General features: G+C 71.1%; 16 protein-coding genes. 7 read left to right on the top strand and 9 right to left on the bottom strand.

The window, feature by feature from the left end:
- Positions 1-10: 10 nt before the first annotated feature.
- Positions 11-481, bottom strand: coding sequence for a MarR family winged helix-turn-helix transcriptional regulator (locus QQX09_RS08315; RefSeq protein WP_301133355.1), 471 nt, complete (start codon positions 479-481; stop codon positions 11-13).
- A 204-nt stretch (positions 482-685) separates the two neighbouring features.
- On the opposite strand from QQX09_RS08315, the gene tig reads away from it, so the two are divergent.
- Complete coding sequence (gene tig, locus QQX09_RS08310) at positions 686-2,011, top strand: trigger factor (RefSeq protein WP_301133353.1); 1,326 nt, start codon at positions 686-688, stop codon at positions 2,009-2,011.
- Positions 2,012-2,089: 78 nt separating this feature from the next.
- Here tig and QQX09_RS08305 read toward each other — a convergent pair whose 3' ends face one another.
- The 3 genes from QQX09_RS08305 to QQX09_RS08295 form a co-directional block, all read right to left on the bottom strand.
- Positions 2,090-2,662 carry a DUF4190 domain-containing protein gene (locus QQX09_RS08305; protein ID WP_301133351.1) on the bottom strand — a complete coding sequence of 191 codons (573 nt, stop codon included), beginning with the start codon at positions 2,660-2,662 and terminating at the stop codon, positions 2,090-2,092.
- 84 nt (positions 2,663-2,746) lie between these two features.
- Positions 2,747-3,172, bottom strand: a complete 426-nt coding sequence (locus QQX09_RS08300) for a DUF4190 domain-containing protein (protein WP_301133349.1) — start codon at positions 3,170-3,172, stop codon at positions 2,747-2,749.
- 113 nt (positions 3,173-3,285) lie between these two features.
- A complete protein-coding gene (locus QQX09_RS08295; RefSeq protein WP_301133347.1) occupies positions 3,286-3,795 on the bottom strand; it encodes a DUF4190 domain-containing protein in 510 nt (169 codons plus the stop codon).
- Between the two features lie 177 nt (positions 3,796-3,972).
- Here QQX09_RS08295 and QQX09_RS08290 point away from each other — a divergent pair, with 177 nt between their 5' ends.
- From QQX09_RS08290 to clpX, 3 genes are all read left to right on the top strand, one after another.
- Positions 3,973-4,551 carry an ATP-dependent Clp protease proteolytic subunit gene (locus QQX09_RS08290; protein ID WP_062299720.1) on the top strand — a complete coding sequence of 193 codons (579 nt, stop codon included), beginning with the start codon at positions 3,973-3,975 and terminating at the stop codon, positions 4,549-4,551.
- Positions 4,548-5,243, top strand: a complete 696-nt coding sequence (locus QQX09_RS08285; RefSeq protein ID WP_436969057.1) for an ATP-dependent Clp protease proteolytic subunit — start codon at positions 4,548-4,550, stop codon at positions 5,241-5,243. Before QQX09_RS08290 ends, QQX09_RS08285 begins: the two co-directional genes overlap by 4 nt.
- A 399-nt stretch (positions 5,244-5,642) precedes the next feature.
- Positions 5,643-6,899: an ATP-dependent Clp protease ATP-binding subunit ClpX gene (gene clpX / locus QQX09_RS08280; RefSeq protein ID WP_301133345.1), complete on the top strand. Its 1,257-nt coding sequence runs from the start codon at positions 5,643-5,645 to the stop codon at positions 6,897-6,899.
- Between the two features lie 124 nt (positions 6,900-7,023).
- On the opposite strand, the gene QQX09_RS08275 is transcribed toward clpX, so the two are convergent.
- The 3 genes from QQX09_RS08275 to QQX09_RS08265 form a co-directional block, all read right to left on the bottom strand.
- Positions 7,024-7,953, bottom strand: coding sequence for a PDDEXK family nuclease (locus QQX09_RS08275; RefSeq protein ID WP_301133343.1), 930 nt, complete (start codon positions 7,951-7,953; stop codon positions 7,024-7,026).
- 196 nt (positions 7,954-8,149) lie between these two features.
- Complete coding sequence (gene valS / locus QQX09_RS08270; protein WP_301133341.1) at positions 8,150-10,903, bottom strand: valine--tRNA ligase; 2,754 nt, start codon at positions 10,901-10,903, stop codon at positions 8,150-8,152.
- 62 nt (positions 10,904-10,965) lie between these two features.
- Positions 10,966-11,295 carry a hypothetical protein gene (locus QQX09_RS08265; protein ID WP_301133339.1) on the bottom strand — a complete coding sequence of 110 codons (330 nt, stop codon included), beginning with the start codon at positions 11,293-11,295 and terminating at the stop codon, positions 10,966-10,968.
- 69 nt (positions 11,296-11,364) lie between these two features.
- Between QQX09_RS08265 and QQX09_RS08260 the strand changes: the two genes are divergently transcribed.
- Positions 11,365-11,778 (top strand): carboxymuconolactone decarboxylase family protein, encoded by a 414-nt coding sequence (locus QQX09_RS08260; RefSeq protein ID WP_301133337.1) that lies wholly within the window; start codon positions 11,365-11,367, stop codon positions 11,776-11,778.
- A 2-nt stretch (positions 11,779-11,780) separates the two neighbouring features.
- On the opposite strand, the gene QQX09_RS08255 is transcribed toward QQX09_RS08260, so the two are convergent.
- Positions 11,781-12,194 carry a winged helix DNA-binding protein gene (locus QQX09_RS08255; RefSeq protein ID WP_301133335.1) on the bottom strand — a complete coding sequence of 138 codons (414 nt, stop codon included), beginning with the start codon at positions 12,192-12,194 and terminating at the stop codon, positions 11,781-11,783.
- A 118-nt stretch (positions 12,195-12,312) separates the two neighbouring features.
- Positions 12,313-13,959 (bottom strand): cation:proton antiporter domain-containing protein, encoded by a 1,647-nt coding sequence (locus QQX09_RS08250; protein WP_301133333.1) that lies wholly within the window; start codon positions 13,957-13,959, stop codon positions 12,313-12,315.
- A 291-nt stretch (positions 13,960-14,250) separates the two neighbouring features.
- Between QQX09_RS08250 and QQX09_RS08245 the strand changes: the two genes are divergently transcribed.
- Positions 14,251-14,673 (top strand): phage holin family protein, encoded by a 423-nt coding sequence (locus QQX09_RS08245; protein ID WP_301133331.1) that lies wholly within the window; start codon positions 14,251-14,253, stop codon positions 14,671-14,673.
- A gap of 84 nt (positions 14,674-14,757) precedes the next feature.
- Positions 14,758-15,138: a phage holin family protein gene (locus QQX09_RS08240; protein ID WP_301133328.1), complete on the top strand. Its 381-nt coding sequence runs from the start codon at positions 14,758-14,760 to the stop codon at positions 15,136-15,138.
- Positions 15,139-15,288 lie beyond the last annotated feature (150 nt).

The raw sequence follows: 15,288 nt of genomic DNA, 5'->3' as shown, positions 1-15,288 counted from the left end.
GGGGCCCGTCTCAGACCGGACGCGGCCCCGGCGGCTCGGACGGCGGCGGCACGGTCAGGGCGCCGCCGTCGAACGAGGCGATGCGCGCGGCCGCGCCGGCGACGACCTCCCAGTCGTCGTCGCTCAGGTGCGCGAGCCCGGGCAGGATCATCGCGGACAGCTGGGCGTGCCAGGCCTCCGCCTCGTCGTTGCCGGCGTCCGTGAGCATGATCATGTCCGCGCGGCTGCCGCTCGGGTCGAGCCGGCGGGTCAGCAGGCCCCGGTCCTCGAGCATCGCCACGCTGTGCGCCAGGGCGGGTGCGGCGATGCGGAGCGCCGCGGACAGCTCCCGCATGGACATCTCGCCCTCGGAGTGCAGCGTCGCGAGCAGCTGGCGCGTGGACGATGCGGTGCGGTCGCCGTGGGTCGCCACCGTCACCCGGATCATCCGGTGGACGGCGGTGACCAGCTGGGCGAGTGCCTCCTCGCGCGCATCCCTCATGGCGCCATGGGTACGCCCGCCACGGGCCGCCGTCAAGTGGAACGGGGCCCGGCTCTCCGCATCGTCCCGAATGTCTTCCGCATCGCGAGGTATGTCCCCCGAATTGGCCTGCGCCCGTGCGGCGCGTACGATTGCAGGGTTGCCCGAACAGCGGGAGCCACCGGAGCCTCCGCGGGCCCCACAACCCAACGCCAGGAGTACGTAGTGACCAGCGCCCTCGAGAAGATCGACGCCACGACCGTCAAGCTCACGGTCAACCTCACCGAGGCGGACCTCGCCGACAGCATGAAGCACGCCTACGAGCACGTGGGCAAGCAGGTCCAGATCCCCGGCTTCCGCAAGGGCAAGGTGCCCGCGAAGGTCCTCGAGCAGCGCGTGGGCAAGGGCGCGATCATCGAGCACGCCGTCAACGACGGCCTGCCCGGCTGGTACACCGACGCGGTCAAGGAGACCGGCATCCGTCCCTTCGGCCAGCCCGAGGTCGAGGTCACCAAGGTCCCCGGCATCGTCGAGGGTGACGAGGGCCTCGAGTTCACCGCCGTCGTCGAGGTGCGCCCCGAGGTGACCCTCCCGGCCCCCGCCGACCTCACCATCGAGGTCGAGCCCGTCGCCGTGGCTGACGAGGACGTCGCCGAGCGCCTCGACGCGCTGCGCGAGCGCTTCGGCACCCTCGTGGGCGTCGACCGCCCCGCCGCCGAGGGCGACTTCGTCACCATCGACCTCACCGCCGTCATCGGCGACGAGACCATCGACACCGTGCAGGGCACCTCCTACCAGGTGGGCGCCGGCAACATGCTCGAGGGCATCGACGAGGCCATCACGGGCCTGTCGGCCGACGAGGAGACCACCTTCGAGGGCCCGCTCGCGGCCGGCGACCACGCCGGTGAGACCGCGCAGATCACCGTCAAGGTGACCGCCGTCAAGACCCGCGAGCTCCCCGAGGCGGACGACGACTTCGCGCAGCTCGCCTCCGAGTTCGACACCATCGACGAGCTCAAGGAGGACCTGCAGACGCAGGCCGCCCGCATCAAGACCAACAACCAGGCCATGGAGGCCCGCGAGAAGCTCCTCGAGAAGCTGACCGAGGCCACCGACTTCGAGCTCCCCAAGAAGGTCATCGAGAACGAGGTCCACAACCACCTCGAGAACGAGAACCGCCTCGAGGACGACGAGCACCGCGCCGAGGTCACCGAGGAGGCCACCAAGGCCCTCCGCACCCAGATCCTCCTCGACCAGCTCGCGGACGACCTGGACATCGACGTCGAGCAGCCCGAGCTCCTCGACTACCTCATCAACTCGTCGCGCCAGTACGGCATGGACCCGGGCACCTTCATCCAGCAGGTGGAGCAGGCCGGCCAGATCCCCGCCATGGTCGCCGAGGTCGCCCGCTCGAAGGCCACCGCCTTCGCGCTGCGCCGCGCCACCGTGGTCGACACCGCGGGCGCCGCGGTGGACCTCTCCGAGGTCATCGGCTCGATCGAGGACGAGAAGGCCGAGGAGGCCGCGGCCGCCGACGCCGCCGCGGAGTAACCCTCCGCGAGCTCCTCGCAGACGCGACGAGGCCCCGGTCACCGCCAGGTGGCCGGGGCCTCGTGCCGTCTCAGGCGGTCAGGCCGCCATGGCGTTGTCGAGCTCGTTCTGGATGCTGGTCCACCAGTCGACGCACTCGGGGTCGGACGCGCAGCTCGCGATCCCGACGATCACCGCGATGAGCAGGATGATCCCGATGACGATCTGCACGTAGCCGAGGATCAGGCCGGCGATGCCGAGGCCCTTGAGGTCGGCCTCGCCCTTGTTCGACGCGGACACGCCCAGGTGGCCGAAGATCACGCCGACCAGGCCCAGGCCCAGGATGCTCGTGACGAACGACGTGATGTTCATCCACGTCTTCGCGCCGCTCTGGCCCGGCGGCCGCTGCGGCGGGGGCTGCTGCGGGTAGCCCGCCTGCGCGGGCCCGGGCTGCGCGTACGCGGGCGGGGCCTGCTGGTAGGGCGGGGCGGGCTGCTGGTACGGCGGCGCCGGCTGCGGGGACGATGCGGCGGCGGGCTGCGCGGGGGCCGAGGGCTGGGCGGTCGGCTCGGGAGCGGCGGGCGTCGGCTCGGTCGACGGCGCCGGCTCGTAGGCGGTGGGCTCCGCCGGGGCGGGCTCCGGCGGCTTCTCGTTCTCGTCGGGCGTGGTCATCGTCCCTCCTCCGGTCGCGTGTGCGGGACCACTTCTCAGGCTAGCCGCGCATGCCCGCGCGAGCGCGGCGAAGGCCTGGTAGTCCTACGCGTTGGTGTCGGTGCACCAGTCGGCGGGGTTCGAGCCGCCGCACTCGCTCACGACCCAGCCGATGAGCACGAAGAACACGATCATCGCGATGACGCCGAGCACGGTGACGACGTAGCCGATGATGAGGCCCGCGAGGCCGGTGCCCCGGTTGTCGGCCTCGCCTCGCCGCGCGGCGCTCAGGCTGAGGTGGCCCAGCACGATGCCCGCGATCGCGGTGACCCACGTGAACAGGCCCACGAGCGACAGGATGAGCGACGTGATGCCCATCCAGTTCTTCTCGGTGGACGATGCGGGGGCCTGGCCGCCGTACGGCGGCTGGCCGGGGACGCCGGGCTGCTGCGCGTAGGCCGGCGGCTGCTGCGGCTGGAAGCCGCCCTGGTCGGGGGCGGGCCCGTACGGGTCCTGCGGCGGATAGGTCATGGCGTCCTCCTCGCCGCCCCGGTGGCGGCCTCTCACCCGACGCTAGCGAGCGGGCCCGCGCCCGCGCATCGTCCGCACGCCCGATCGGGCCCTGATCCCGCGTCGGGGTAGCGCTACTGGACCGTGACCGTCGAGGCGTCCGCGACGATCGAGATCGCGTACAGGAAGGACACGATGCCGCCGACGAGGCCCAGGTAGCCGAGGACGAGGCCGGCGATGCCGATGCCCTTGTACTCGGCGTCGCCCCGCTTGGAGGCCGCGACGCCCAGGTGGCCGAAGATGATCGCGAGCAGCGAGCCGACCACCGGCACGAGCAGCGCGCACACGAGCGACGTGACGTTCATCCAGGTCTTGGTCGCGCGCGTCGGGGAGCCCCCGTAGTACGGCTGCTGCGGGGTGGGCGCGGCATAGCCGGGGGACGAGTAGGAGGGAGCCGGCGTCGTCGGGGTCGGCTGCGGCGTCGGCTGCGTGTAGGTCGACTGCGCGAACGGCGCGGGAGGTGCCACGGTCATCTCGGACTCGGGCTGCGGCACCCAGCCCTCCTCGGCGGGCGGGCTCGGCTGGACCGGGCGCATCGTCCCCTCGCCCTGGGCGTGCAGGTACGGGTCGTCGTTGGTGGTCATGCGTGTCCCCTCATCGCGGGCGTCCCTCGCGCCCGTCCCGACCGTAGCGGTTCACCCCGTAGCGAAACCAGGGGGGTAACGGCATCGTCGCGTCGGTCGCGCGCGTTACTGTCGACCAGGACGCTCGACAGGAGGAGACACGTGAACGACATCACGGCGCGAGGCGAGGGGCCCAGCATGGGGCTCAACGACTCGATCTTCAACCGGCTGCTGCGCGAGCGCATCATCTGGCTGGGCGACGAGGTGCGCGACGACAACGCGAACGCCATCTGCGCCCAGATGATGCTGCTCGCGGCCGAGGACCCGGATCAGGACATCTACCTGTACATCAACAGCCCCGGCGGCTCGATCACCGCGGGCATGGCGATCTACGACACGATGCAGTACATCAAGCCCGACGTCGCGACGGTCGCGATGGGCATGGCGGCCTCGATGGGCCAGTTCCTGCTCTCGTCCGGCGCGCCGGGCAAGCGCTTCGCGACGCCCCACGCCCGCGTGATGATGCACCAGCCCTCGGGCGGCATCTACGGCACCGCGACCGACATCCGCATCAACGCGGAGCTCATCATGCACATGAAGAAGGTGCTCGCCGACCTCACCGCCGCCCAGACCGGCAAGACGATCGAGCAGATCACCAAGGACGCCGACCGCGACCGCTGGTTCACCGCGGACGAGGCCCTCGAGTACGGCTTCGTCGACAAGGTCATCAAGCACGCGGCCGAGGCCGGCGACAAGTCCCAGGGAGGCAAGGCGTGAGCGAGATCCAGCGCGCGTTCCAGGCGGCCGGTCGCACGGCCGGCACGTTCGGCGGCGGGGCGGCGGACGCCCCCTCGTCGCGCTACATCCTTCCCCAGTTCGAGGAGCGCACGGCCTACGGCTTCAAGCGCCAGGACCCGTACGCGAAGCTCTTCGAGGACCGCATCATCTTCCTCGGCGTGCAGATCGACGACGCCTCCGCGGACGACGTGATGGCGCAGCTCCTGGTCCTCGAGTCGCAGGACCCGGACCGCCTCATCACCCTGTACATCAACTCGCCCGGCGGCTCGCAGACCGCGCTCACCGCGATCTACGACACGATGCAGTACATCAAGCCGGAGATCCAGACGGTGTGCCTGGGCCAGGCGGCCTCGGCGGCGGCGGTGCTGCTCGCCGCGGGCACCCCGGGCAAGCGCCTCGCGCTGCCCAACGCCCGCGTGATGATCCACCAGCCGCGCATCGAGGGCGGCGCCCGCGCGCAGGCCTCGGACATCGAGATCTACGCGGAGGAGATGCTCCGCATGCGCGAGTGGCTCGAGAACACCCTCGCGTTCCACTCCGGCCAGACCGCGGAGAAGGTGCGCGAGGACATCGAGCGCGACACGTTCCTCTCGGCCGAGCAGGCCAAGGAGTACGGCCTGGTCGACCAGGTGCTCGAGTCCCGCAAGGGCACGCAGATCGTGCACTCGTAGGCCTCATCCGGCCGTCCACGAGGGGCGCCGCGCGCGGAGCGATCCGCGGCGGCGCCCCTCGTGCGTGTGGGGGGTGCGCGTCGCCGCGGGTGCGGGCGCGGGGTGCGAGTCGTCGCGGGTGCGTGTGAGCGGTGCGAGTGGCCGCCGGCTCGGGCGACGCGCCCGTGCTCGTCGCGGCGGGGGAGCCCGCGCATCGTCCCCTCGGCCCGCGCATCGTGCCCGCGACCGCCCCGCCACGTTTCCACGGGATGTCGAGAAGGTCACAATTCGCCCGGAACGTGCGGTTTCGCGCCTGCGAGGGGCTCTCGGGGTGCGTGGATGCGGCGCGCCGTCTCCCGCTTGTCGGACCGCGTGGGTAGCCTGGAGAGGCACGACGGTGTTCGTGAGAGGAGCCCCCACATGAACCGACCCGCCGACAGCGGCGACCTGCTCAAGTGCTCGTTCTGCGGAAAGACGCAGAAGCAGGTGCGCAAGCTCATCGCGGGCGGGGGCGTGTACATCTGCGACGAGTGCATCGAGCTGTGCAACGAGATCATCGAGGAGGAGTTCGCGGAGCAGGTCGAGGCCGAGCTCACCGAGCTCCCCAAGCCCCGCGAGATCTTCGACTTCCTGGGCCAGTACATCGTGGGCCAGGACAGCGCCAAGCGGGCCCTGTCGGTCGCGGTCTACAACCACTACAAGCGCGTGCGCGCCGGCGAGACCCGGCTCAAGGGCGACGATGACCAGGTCGACATCGCGAAGTCGAACGTCCTCTTCATCGGACCCACCGGCACCGGCAAGACGTACCTCGCGCAGACGCTGGCGAAGATGCTCAACGTGCCGTTCGCGATCGCGGACGCCACGGCGCTCACCGAGGCCGGCTACGTCGGCGAGGACGTCGAGAACATCCTCCTCAAGCTGCTGCAGGCCGCCGACTACGACGTCGACAAGGCCCAGCGCGGCATCATCTACATCGACGAGATCGACAAGGTCGCCCGCAAGGCGGAGAATCCGTCGATCACGCGTGACGTGTCCGGCGAGGGCGTGCAGCAGGCGCTGCTGAAGATCCTCGAGGGCTCGGTGGCCTCGGTGCCGCCGCAGGGCGGGCGCAAGCATCCGCACCAGGAGTTCATCCAGATCGACACCACCAACGTGCTGTTCATCCTAGGCGGCGCCTTCGCCGGCCTCGAGGAGATCATCAGCTCGCGCGTGGGACGCAAGGGCATCGGCTTCGGCTCGACGCTCAAGGAGGCCGACAACTCCGACCTCTTCTCCGAGGTCACGCCGGCGGACCTGCACAAGTTCGGCCTGATCCCGGAGTTCATCGGCCGCATGCCGGTGATCGCGACGGTCAACCCGCTCGACGTCGACGCGATGGTCAACATCCTCACCCAGCCGCGCAACGCGCTGGTGAAGCAGTACCAACGCATGTTCGAGCTCGACAACGTGGAGCTCGAGTTCGACGACGAGGCGGTCCGAGCGATCGCCGAGCAGGCGCTCGAGCGCGGCACCGGCGCGCGCGGCCTGCGGGCCATCATGGAGGAGGTCCTCCAGGAGACCATGTTCGAGGTCCCCGGCCGCGACGACATCGCCCGCGTGATCGTGACCCGCGAGACGGTCCTCGACCGCGCCCGCCCGGCCTTCGAGGGCCCGCTGGAGGAGCAGGGCGCCGCCTAGCTCTCCTTGGTTCCGCCGTGGGTCGTCGACCTGAAGCCGCTCTGGGGAGCCGCCCGATCCCGACATGGGTAGTTGGTTGTCGGTTTCGCGAGGTGCATGCACCTGAGGGGCAGGCCATGGTCGTCTAACGTGCCGACCGTGCCACCAGCACGCCTCGCACCAGCGCGCGGCACCACTCGGGCCGAGTGGTGAGATCCCGGTAGCTGATTCGGATCGTCTGGATCCCAAGCTGCGCGAGGTCGGCGTCGCGGCGCAGGTCCCGTTGGCGCTGCGAAGGATCGGAGTGGCTCGCATCGCCGTCGAGCTCGACGGCCGTGAGCGTCTCGGGGTCGAACATATCGAGGCGATAGCGTCCGCCGTTGGCCCTCACCCGATGCTGCCGGACGAAGCGCGCGAACTCGGAGGTGTTGAACACCTTGCTCGCGCCGTGCTCCTCAAGATAGCTCTCGGCTCCGGCGAGCGCGAGCTCGAGCCGCTGGCGGAGGTCGCGCCGGGCGCGCACGCGCGGGACCTTCCCCAACGTGTCGATCAACGAGCGCGGTGTCACGAGCCGTGTACGGATCGCCTGATGGACCGCGGTCGCGCGATCACGCGCCGCGAGGAAGCCGTACCCGAGCACCACCGCATGGGCGGGCCCGACGACGGTCATGCCGTTGACGCGCGAGAGGGGAGGTGACCAGGTGACGCGGCGGACCCGTAGCCACGGCGGAGTCTGGTGATGCATCGGGTGTGGCAGCAGCAGGTCGATGGTGCTGGGCGGTTCATCGAGGAAGCCCCACAGGTACATGGCTGCGGGTCCGGAGAGCATCGCGGTCGGTCCGGCCCACAGGAGTGCCGCGTCCGCGCGTGCAGCGAACGAGTCCTGGTGCGCCGCGGAGACGTACGCGTCCGGCAGCAGGCGCACCACCTCGCCGCGGGCGATCGCCGTCCTCGCCTTGCGCGCGCTGGAGAGGCTCGCGAGCTCGGCGAAGGTGTGCGCCCGGGTCGAGCGTCGCATCACGGTGGCGAGATCCTCGCCGGGTCCGACGGCAGGCAGGGCGCGGAGATGGGTCACTTGCCCGTTCTAGGCGCGCGATGGTGCGCGCGGCTCCGAACGCCGTGCTGCCCGGGGACGGAGGAGCCCGGCGCACGCGCTGTGGACATCGGCATGTGCGCCGGGCCGGGCGGCACTCATCTACCCCTCAGGAGCACAGACCGCTTGGAAGCGACCACCATCTACCATTTGCGCGATGCGGTGGAGGTGGGGCGGGTCAGGCCCCCGCGAGGACCGCGTTCTCGGTGCGCATGACGGTCGGGTCGGCGATCTCGTCCGAGGAGCCGTCCTCCGAGCCCAGGCCGTCGACGTTGGGCTCGAGCGCGGCCTCGGTGTCGACGATCTGCATCGCCTCGACGCGACCGGCCGCCAGCAGGTCGGCCTTGGCGGCACGCACGAAGCCCGCCTTCGCGGCCGGCACCAGCAGGTCCACCGACGTCAGCGGCGTGCGCTGCGAGACCTTGGCCTCCGACTTGACCTTGCGCAGCACGGACAGGGCCTCGCCGGCCGCGGCCAGCAGGGGAGCGCCCTGCGACGCGGACCCGGCCGCGGAGCGCAGCGGCTCCGAGACCGGCCACTCGGCGCGGTGCACCGAACCGGGCTGGTACCAGCTCCACACCTCCTCGGTCGCGAACGGCAGCACCGGCGCGAAGAGGCGCAGGAACGTGCCGAGCGCGAGCGTCAGCGTGGTGCGGGCCGATGCGGCGCCCGCCGAGCACGGCGCGTACGGGTCGATCGCCGCACCGGGGGCGGCACCGTCGTAGGCGCGCGCCTTGACCAGCTCGAGGTAGTCGTCGCAGAACGTCCAGAACAGCGTCTCGGCGACCTCGAGCGCGCGCGTGTGGTCGTAGCCCTCGAGCGCCTTGGTCGAGGCGTCCACGACGTCGGCCAGCGCGGACAGCATCGCCTGGTCGAGCGGCTCGGTCACCGAGCCCGCGGCCACCGCGTCGGCGGCGGCGATGCCGGCCTCCAGGGAGGAGCCGGCGGCGGTGGAGATGCCCGTCGCTCCGAGCACGAACTTCGACGCGTTGAGCACCTTCATCGCGAGGCGGCGGCCGATCTTCATCTGGCCCTCGTCGAACGCCGCGTCGGTGCCCAGGCGCGCCGCGGCGGCCCAGTAGCGGACCGCGTCCGAGCCGTGCTGCTCGAGCAGGCCCATCGGCGTGACCACGTTGCCCTTCGACTTCGACATCTTCTTGCGGTCGGGGTCGAGGATCCAGCCGGAGATCGCCGCGTGCTTCCACGGCAGCGTGCCGTGCTCCTGGTGCGCGCGCACCACGCTGGAGAACAGCCACGTGCGGATGATGTCCTGGCCCTGGGGGCGCAGGTCCATGGGGAAGGTCGCCGCGAACAGGGCGGGGTTGTCGCGCCAGCCGCACACGATCTGCGGGGTGAGCGACGAGGTCGCCCACGTGTCCATGATGTCCTTCTCGCCGGTGAAGCCGCCCGGCACGTCCCGCTGCTCGGCGGAGAAGCCCGCGGGCACGTCCACCGACGGGTCCACCGGCAGCGCGTCCTCGGACGGCACCAGCGGGTTGTCGAAGTCGGGCGAGCCGTCCGCGAGCACGGGGTACCAGACCGGGATCGGCACGCCGAAGAAGCGCTGGCGCGAGATCAGCCAGTCGCCGGTGAGGCCCTTGACCCAGTTCTCGTAGCGCACGCGCATGAAGTCGGGCTCGAAGTCGAGCTCGGACCCGCGCGCCACCAGCTCCGCGTTGAGGGCCGCGTCGGTGCCGCCGTTGCGGATGTACCACTGGCGGGTGGTGACGATCTCGAGCGGCTTGTCGCCCTTCTCGAAGAACTTCACGGGGTGCGAGATGGCGCGCGCGTCGCCGTCCATCACGCCGGCCTCCTGGAGCATCTCGACGATGCGCTTCTGGGCCGAGAACACGGTGAGGCCCGCGAGCTCGCCGTACGCGGCGATCCCGTCCGCCGATTCCAGACCCGAGGGCGCCTCGGCGAGCATGCGGCCGTCCCAGCCGATGACCGGGCGCGTCGGCAGGCGCAGCTCGCGCCACCAGGTCACGTCGGTGATGTCGCCGAACGTGCAGATCATCGCGATGCCGGACCCCTTCTCGGGGTTGGCGAGGTGGTGCGCCACCACGGGCACCTCGACGCCGAACAGCGGCGTCCGCACGTGCTTGCCGAAGAGCGGCTGGTAGCGCTCGTCGTCGGGGTGTGCGACCAGCGCGACGCACGCGGGCAGCAGCTCGGGGCGGGTGGTCTCGATCCAGATCGACTCGTACGAGCCGGTGGCCTCCTCCATGTCCGCCGCGGGCTCGAAGGCGAGGCGGTGGTAGGCGCCGGGACGCTCGCGGTCCTCGAGCTCGGCCTGCGCGACGGCGGTGCGGAACGTCACGTCCCACAGGGTCGGCGCCTCGGCCTGGTAGCACTCGCCGCGCGACAGCCCGCGCAGGAACGCCTGCTGGGCCACGGCCTGCGACGAGGGGGAGATGGTCTGATAGGTGCGCGACCAGTCGACGGACAGGCCCAGGTGGCGCCAGAGCGCCTCGAACTGCTTCTCGTCCTCGGCGGTGAGACGCTCGCACAGCTCGACGAAGTTCCTGCGCGAGATCGGCTGCTGGTCCGCCGCCTTGATGGACTTGCCCTCGCCGCCCTCGTGCGGGGGCTCGTAGCCCTCGACGTACGGCAGGGTCGGGTCGCAGCGGACGCCGTAGTAGTTCTGCACGCGGCGCTCGGTGGGCAGACCGTTGTCGTCCCAGCCCATCGGGTAGAACACCTCGCGTCCGCGCATGCGCTGGAAGCGGGCGACCACGTCGGTGTGCGTGTAGCTGAAGACGTGGCCGACGTGCAGGGAGCCCGAGACGGTCGGCGGCGGGGTGTCGATCGAGTACACCTGCTCGCGGGTATTCGACTCGTCGAAGCGGTACGTGCCGGAGGCCTCCCAGGCCTCGTTCCAGCGGTCCTCAAGCCCGTCGACGGTGGCCTTGTCGGGGATGCGCGAAGTCATGGGCGACATTCTTCCAGAGCGCGGACGATGCGCGGGAATCGGGAGCAGGGACGATGCGGGACCTACGCGGCCTCGGCGGCCGCCTCGCGCATGATCGGGCCGAACCAGCGCACGATCACCACCGCCATCACCGCGGCCCCGACGGCCGCCGGGACTACCAGGTCCCGCGCATCGTCCCGCCGCAGCGCGAGGCCGCCGGCGACGACGGCGCCGCCCGCGTTGATCGCGGACCACGCGGCGTTCTCGCCGGGCGTCGACATGCCGCGGCCGGGCGGCTCCGCGAAGATCGAGGGGAAGGGCCGTCGCAGCACCGCGGCCGTGCCGTGGGGGAGCGCGTTGACAGCGAGCGCGCCGGCCACGCCGGCGAGGGTGCGGGCAAGCGTGCTGGTCATGGCGCCATCCTGCCGCGCGACGGCGCGGGAGACCAGGGCCGGGGACGATGCGCGGGTACCGTTCCGCGCATGGAGGCGAGGGTGGGCGCCGGCTTCCTCAAGGCGCTGGAGAGGCTCGACGGGGACGTCGGCGACGCGCTCGAGCCGCGCCTGCGCGACATGATCCGGCTGAGGGTGTCGCACCTCAACGGCTGCCACCATTCGATCCGCCTGCACTCGGAGTCGCTCGCCAAGTCCGGCGCGCGCCCGGATCTCATCAGCGCGCTCGCGCGCCCGGCCCGCCAGATCCGTCCCGGGCTCGTCACGGACGGCGAGTCCGCCGCGCTGCGCCTAGCCGAGGTGCTCACCGATGCGCCCCGCGCGCTCGAGCAGGAGGCCCGCGAGCAGGCGGGCGCGTGGTTCAACGGGACGCAGGTCGGCGCGATCGTCGAGGTGGTGGCGCTCACCAACGCGTGGAACCGCGTGATGCGCGGGATGGACTGAGGTCAGTCGCCCAGGTTGTCGAGCATGCGCCGCAGCACCTCGGCGGTGACCTCGAGGTCGTGCGCGTCGGTTCCCTGGACGGCCTCCGTCGCGATGCCGTCGATGGCCGCGTGGAGCTCGTCGAGCGCGTCCCGTCCGCCCTGGGTCGCGACGCGCAGGCCGTCGACCTCGTCGGCCCAGCCGGCGACCACGAGCGCGTTCCACGTCTCGGTGAGCAGGCCCGGGCCGTAGCCGACCGGCATCGAGCCCTCGAGCATCTCCCACGTGAGCGGGTCCGCCGACTCGGCGAGCCGGCTCAGCATGACGAACTCGACGCGCGTGCTCGAGCGGTCCGCGAGCGCCTCGTCGAAGGCCAGGTCGAAGGCGTGCGTGAGCATCCGCACGAGGATGTCGAGCCGAGGGGCGTCGTCGCTCATGCCCTCAGGCTAAGCCGCCCCTCGAGGAGATTCCCGATGACAAGGGTGACAGGTGTGAACTCGGGGTGCGGTGGGCCTCTGTCACATGGGTCACACGTGTCATTGGGAATCGTCGGGGTTACGTTCGCTCGGGCTCGTTGGGCGGGCCGCCCGCGCGCTCGACCATGAGGTCCGCGATCTCGTGCACGCCCACGAGCACGCGGCTCGCGCCCTGCGTCTCGAGGTACGTCACGTCGCGCTTGCCGTGGCCGCGCGCCACGATGTCGGCCTCCGGCGCGAGCTCGCGCGCCTTCGCCACGACGGCGCCGGCGTTCAGCGGGTCCGGCACCCCGACGAGCACCGCCCGCGCGGACTCGATGCCGGCGGCGTGCAGCACCTTCGCGCGGGCCGCGTTGCCCAGGATGGCCTCGTGACCCTCCTCGCGGATGCGTTCCACGCGGGTCTCGTCGTCGTCGATCACCACCACCGGGATCTCCGCGCCCCACAGCCCCTTGGCGACGCGGCCGCCCACGCGCCCGTACCCCACCACGATGACGTGACCGTGGGCGTGCGACTCCACCGGGCCGTCCGCATCGTCCACGGGGACGCCCTCGCGGCGCGCATAGAAGCGCGCGACCCACGCGAACAGCAGCGGGTTGAGGATGATCGACACGATCGCGCCCGCGAGCACCAGGTCCTGCGCGTCCTGGTGGAGCACCTCGAGGTCCGCGCCCAGGGTGACGAGGATGAAGGAGAACTCGCCGATCTGCGCGAGCGAGGCGCCCACCACGAGCGCCATCGACCGCGAGTACTTGAGCGCCCTCACCAGGGCGTACGCGACCGCGAGCTTGCCGCCCACGATGATCGCGACGGTCGCCAGCAGCGCGATCGGCTGGCGCCAGACGATGCTCGGGTCGACGAGCATGCCGACCGCGACGAAGAACAGCACCGCGAACGCGTCGCGCAGCGGCAGCGAGTCCTCGGCGGCGCGGTGGGAGAGGTCGGACTCGCGCAGGATCATGCCCGCGAAGAACGCGCCGAGCGCGAACGACACCTCGAACAGCCAGGCCGCACCCACGGCGACGCCGAGCCCGATCGCGAGCACGCCGAGCGTGAACAGCTCGCGCGAGCCGGTGTCCGCGACCCGCGCGAGGGTCCACGGGATGACCCGGCGGCCCACGAACCACATGAGCGCGACGAAGCCGCCCACGCGCGCCACCGTGAGGGCGAGCTCGCCGGCGAGCTCGCCGCCCGAGACGTCGGCGCCGCCCGCGAGCACCGGCACCACGACCAGCGCGATCACCATCGCGAGGTCCTCGACGATGAGCCAGCCGATCGCGATGTGGCCCGCGCGGGTGTCGAGCATCTGGCGCTCCTCGAGCGCGCGCAGCATCACCACGGTGGACGCGACGGACAGCGCGAGGCCGAAGAGCAGCGACCCGGCCGTGCCCCAGCCCAGCAGGAAGCCCAGCCCCGTGCCGAGCGCGGTCGCCACCGTCATCTGGGCGATGGCGCCCGGCACCGCGACGCGCCGCACCGCGAGCAGCTCCTTGAAGGAGAAGTGCAGCCCGACGCCGAACATCAGCAGGATCACGCCGATCTCGCTCAGCTGCGTCGCGAGGTCGACGTCGCCCACGTAGCCGGGCGTGTACGGGCCGATGAGCAGGCCCGCGGCCAGGTAGCCGACGATGGGGGACAGCCGTGCCTTCTGCGCGAGGAAGCCGAGGATGAAGGCCGCCACCAGGCCCACGGCGATGGTCGTGATGAGGGGAGCGTGGTGCAGCATGTCCCGACCCTATCCGGCGAAGTTTGCGGACAGATGTCCGGTTCGACGCGCCGGATCCTGTGCGATCCGGCGCGCGAGAGGTCCCGGATGCGCTATCGTCTAGGCACAAGGTCCTAGACCTCATTCGTCTTTGAAGCCGGCCGCAAGTCCCTGGTGGCCGGACGACATGGTCGACAGCACCACGAGGGCGCCTCTTCGGAGGCGCCCTCGTCGTCTGTCCGGACCCGTGCGGCGGGACGATGCGCCGGGAGCCTCTCGCGCATCGTCCGTGGCCCGTTGTAGCGTCGGCCCATGGAGAGATTCCTGCTCAAGGCCGCGGTCTTCCTCGCCTCGGCGGTCGCCGCGCTCGCGCTGACCTCGCTGCTGCTCGGCGACGACTTCCAGCTCAAGATCAGCGGCCTCATCACCGCCACGGTGATCTTCGCGCTCGCGCAGAGCCTGCTGTCGCCGCTCATCGAGAGGCAGATCGAGAAGCGCGCCCGTGCGGTCGTGGGCGGCGTCGGCATCATCTCGACGTTCGTCGCGCTGCTCATCACGGCCACGCTCACGTCAGGCCTGAGCATCCACGGCTTCGGGGCGTGGGCCGGCGGCACGCTGCTCGTGTGGCTCATCACCGCGATCGGCGTGTGGGTGCTGCCGGGGATCTTCGACCGCATGGGCGACAAGGGAGACAAGGGCAAGGCCGTCGACAAGCAGACCGGCTCGACCGACTGATCCCGCGCATCGTCCCGACGCGCCATACGCGCGTCATGCCTGATTGACGCGCGAAACGGACATTCGAGGAGTAGCGTCTGCCTCATGGTGAGATTCCTGATCAACACGCTGATCTTCCTCGGTTCCGCGGCCCTGGGCCTGTGGATCACGTCGCTCGTCCTCGACGGCTTCCAGATCGACTTCCTCGCGCTCATCACCGCCGCGGTGATCTTCACCGTCGCGCAGTGGATCCTGTCCCCGCTCATCTTCAAGATGGCGACCAAGTACGCGAACGCGTTCCTCGGCGGCGTGGGCCTGGTGTCGACGTTCGTCGCGCTGCTCATCACGTCCCTCGTGGTGGACAGCCTCACGATCGACGGCGTCGGCACGTGGATCGCCGCGACCGTCCTGGTCTGGCTCATCACCGCGCTGTGCACCTGGCTGCTGCCGATGTTCCTGCTCAAGGAGGCGGCGGACAAGAAGTAGGGCCTCGCCTCCCTTCCCGATCTCGCGGACGCGCCGCCGGCTGATGCCGGCGGCGCGTCCTGCTGTCCCGGCGCATCGGCGCCCCTCCGCTCGGCGTTTCGGGGGACCTTCGTCCCTTGCCCCGCATACCCTCGGGGGTATACACCTGAA

Origin of the sequence: Demequina litoralis, from assembly GCF_030418455.1 — a bacterium.
Classification (GTDB): Bacteria; Actinomycetota; Actinomycetes; order Actinomycetales; family Demequinaceae; genus Demequina; species Demequina litoralis.
This window is presented reverse-complemented; position numbering and strand designations above follow the sequence as displayed.

Coding starts and splice junctions, on each gene's coding strand:
- clpX (WP_301133345.1), top strand. CDS start 5,643: ATGAACCGACCCGCCGACAGCGGCGACCTGCTCAAGTGCTCGTTCTGC.
- QQX09_RS08250 (WP_301133333.1), bottom strand. CDS start 13,959: ATGCTGCACCACGCTCCCCTCATCACGACCATCGCCGTGGGCCTGGTG.
- QQX09_RS08255 (WP_301133335.1), bottom strand. CDS start 12,194: ATGAGCGACGACGCCCCTCGGCTCGACATCCTCGTGCGGATGCTCACG.
- QQX09_RS08305 (WP_301133351.1), bottom strand. CDS start 2,662: ATGACCACGCCCGACGAGAACGAGAAGCCGCCGGAGCCCGCCCCGGCG.
- QQX09_RS08300 (WP_301133349.1), bottom strand. CDS start 3,172: ATGACCTATCCGCCGCAGGACCCGTACGGGCCCGCCCCCGACCAGGGC.
- QQX09_RS08240 (WP_301133328.1), top strand. CDS start 14,758: ATGGTGAGATTCCTGATCAACACGCTGATCTTCCTCGGTTCCGCGGCC.
- QQX09_RS08260 (WP_301133337.1), top strand. CDS start 11,365: ATGGAGGCGAGGGTGGGCGCCGGCTTCCTCAAGGCGCTGGAGAGGCTC.
- valS (WP_301133341.1), bottom strand. CDS start 10,903: ATGACTTCGCGCATCCCCGACAAGGCCACCGTCGACGGGCTTGAGGAC.
- QQX09_RS08245 (WP_301133331.1), top strand. CDS start 14,251: ATGGAGAGATTCCTGCTCAAGGCCGCGGTCTTCCTCGCCTCGGCGGTC.
- QQX09_RS08265 (WP_301133339.1), bottom strand. CDS start 11,295: ATGACCAGCACGCTTGCCCGCACCCTCGCCGGCGTGGCCGGCGCGCTC.
- QQX09_RS08295 (WP_301133347.1), bottom strand. CDS start 3,795: ATGACCACCAACGACGACCCGTACCTGCACGCCCAGGGCGAGGGGACG.
- QQX09_RS08315 (WP_301133355.1), bottom strand. CDS start 481: ATGAGGGATGCGCGCGAGGAGGCACTCGCCCAGCTGGTCACCGCCGTC.
- QQX09_RS08290 (WP_062299720.1), top strand. CDS start 3,973: ATGGGGCTCAACGACTCGATCTTCAACCGGCTGCTGCGCGAGCGCATC.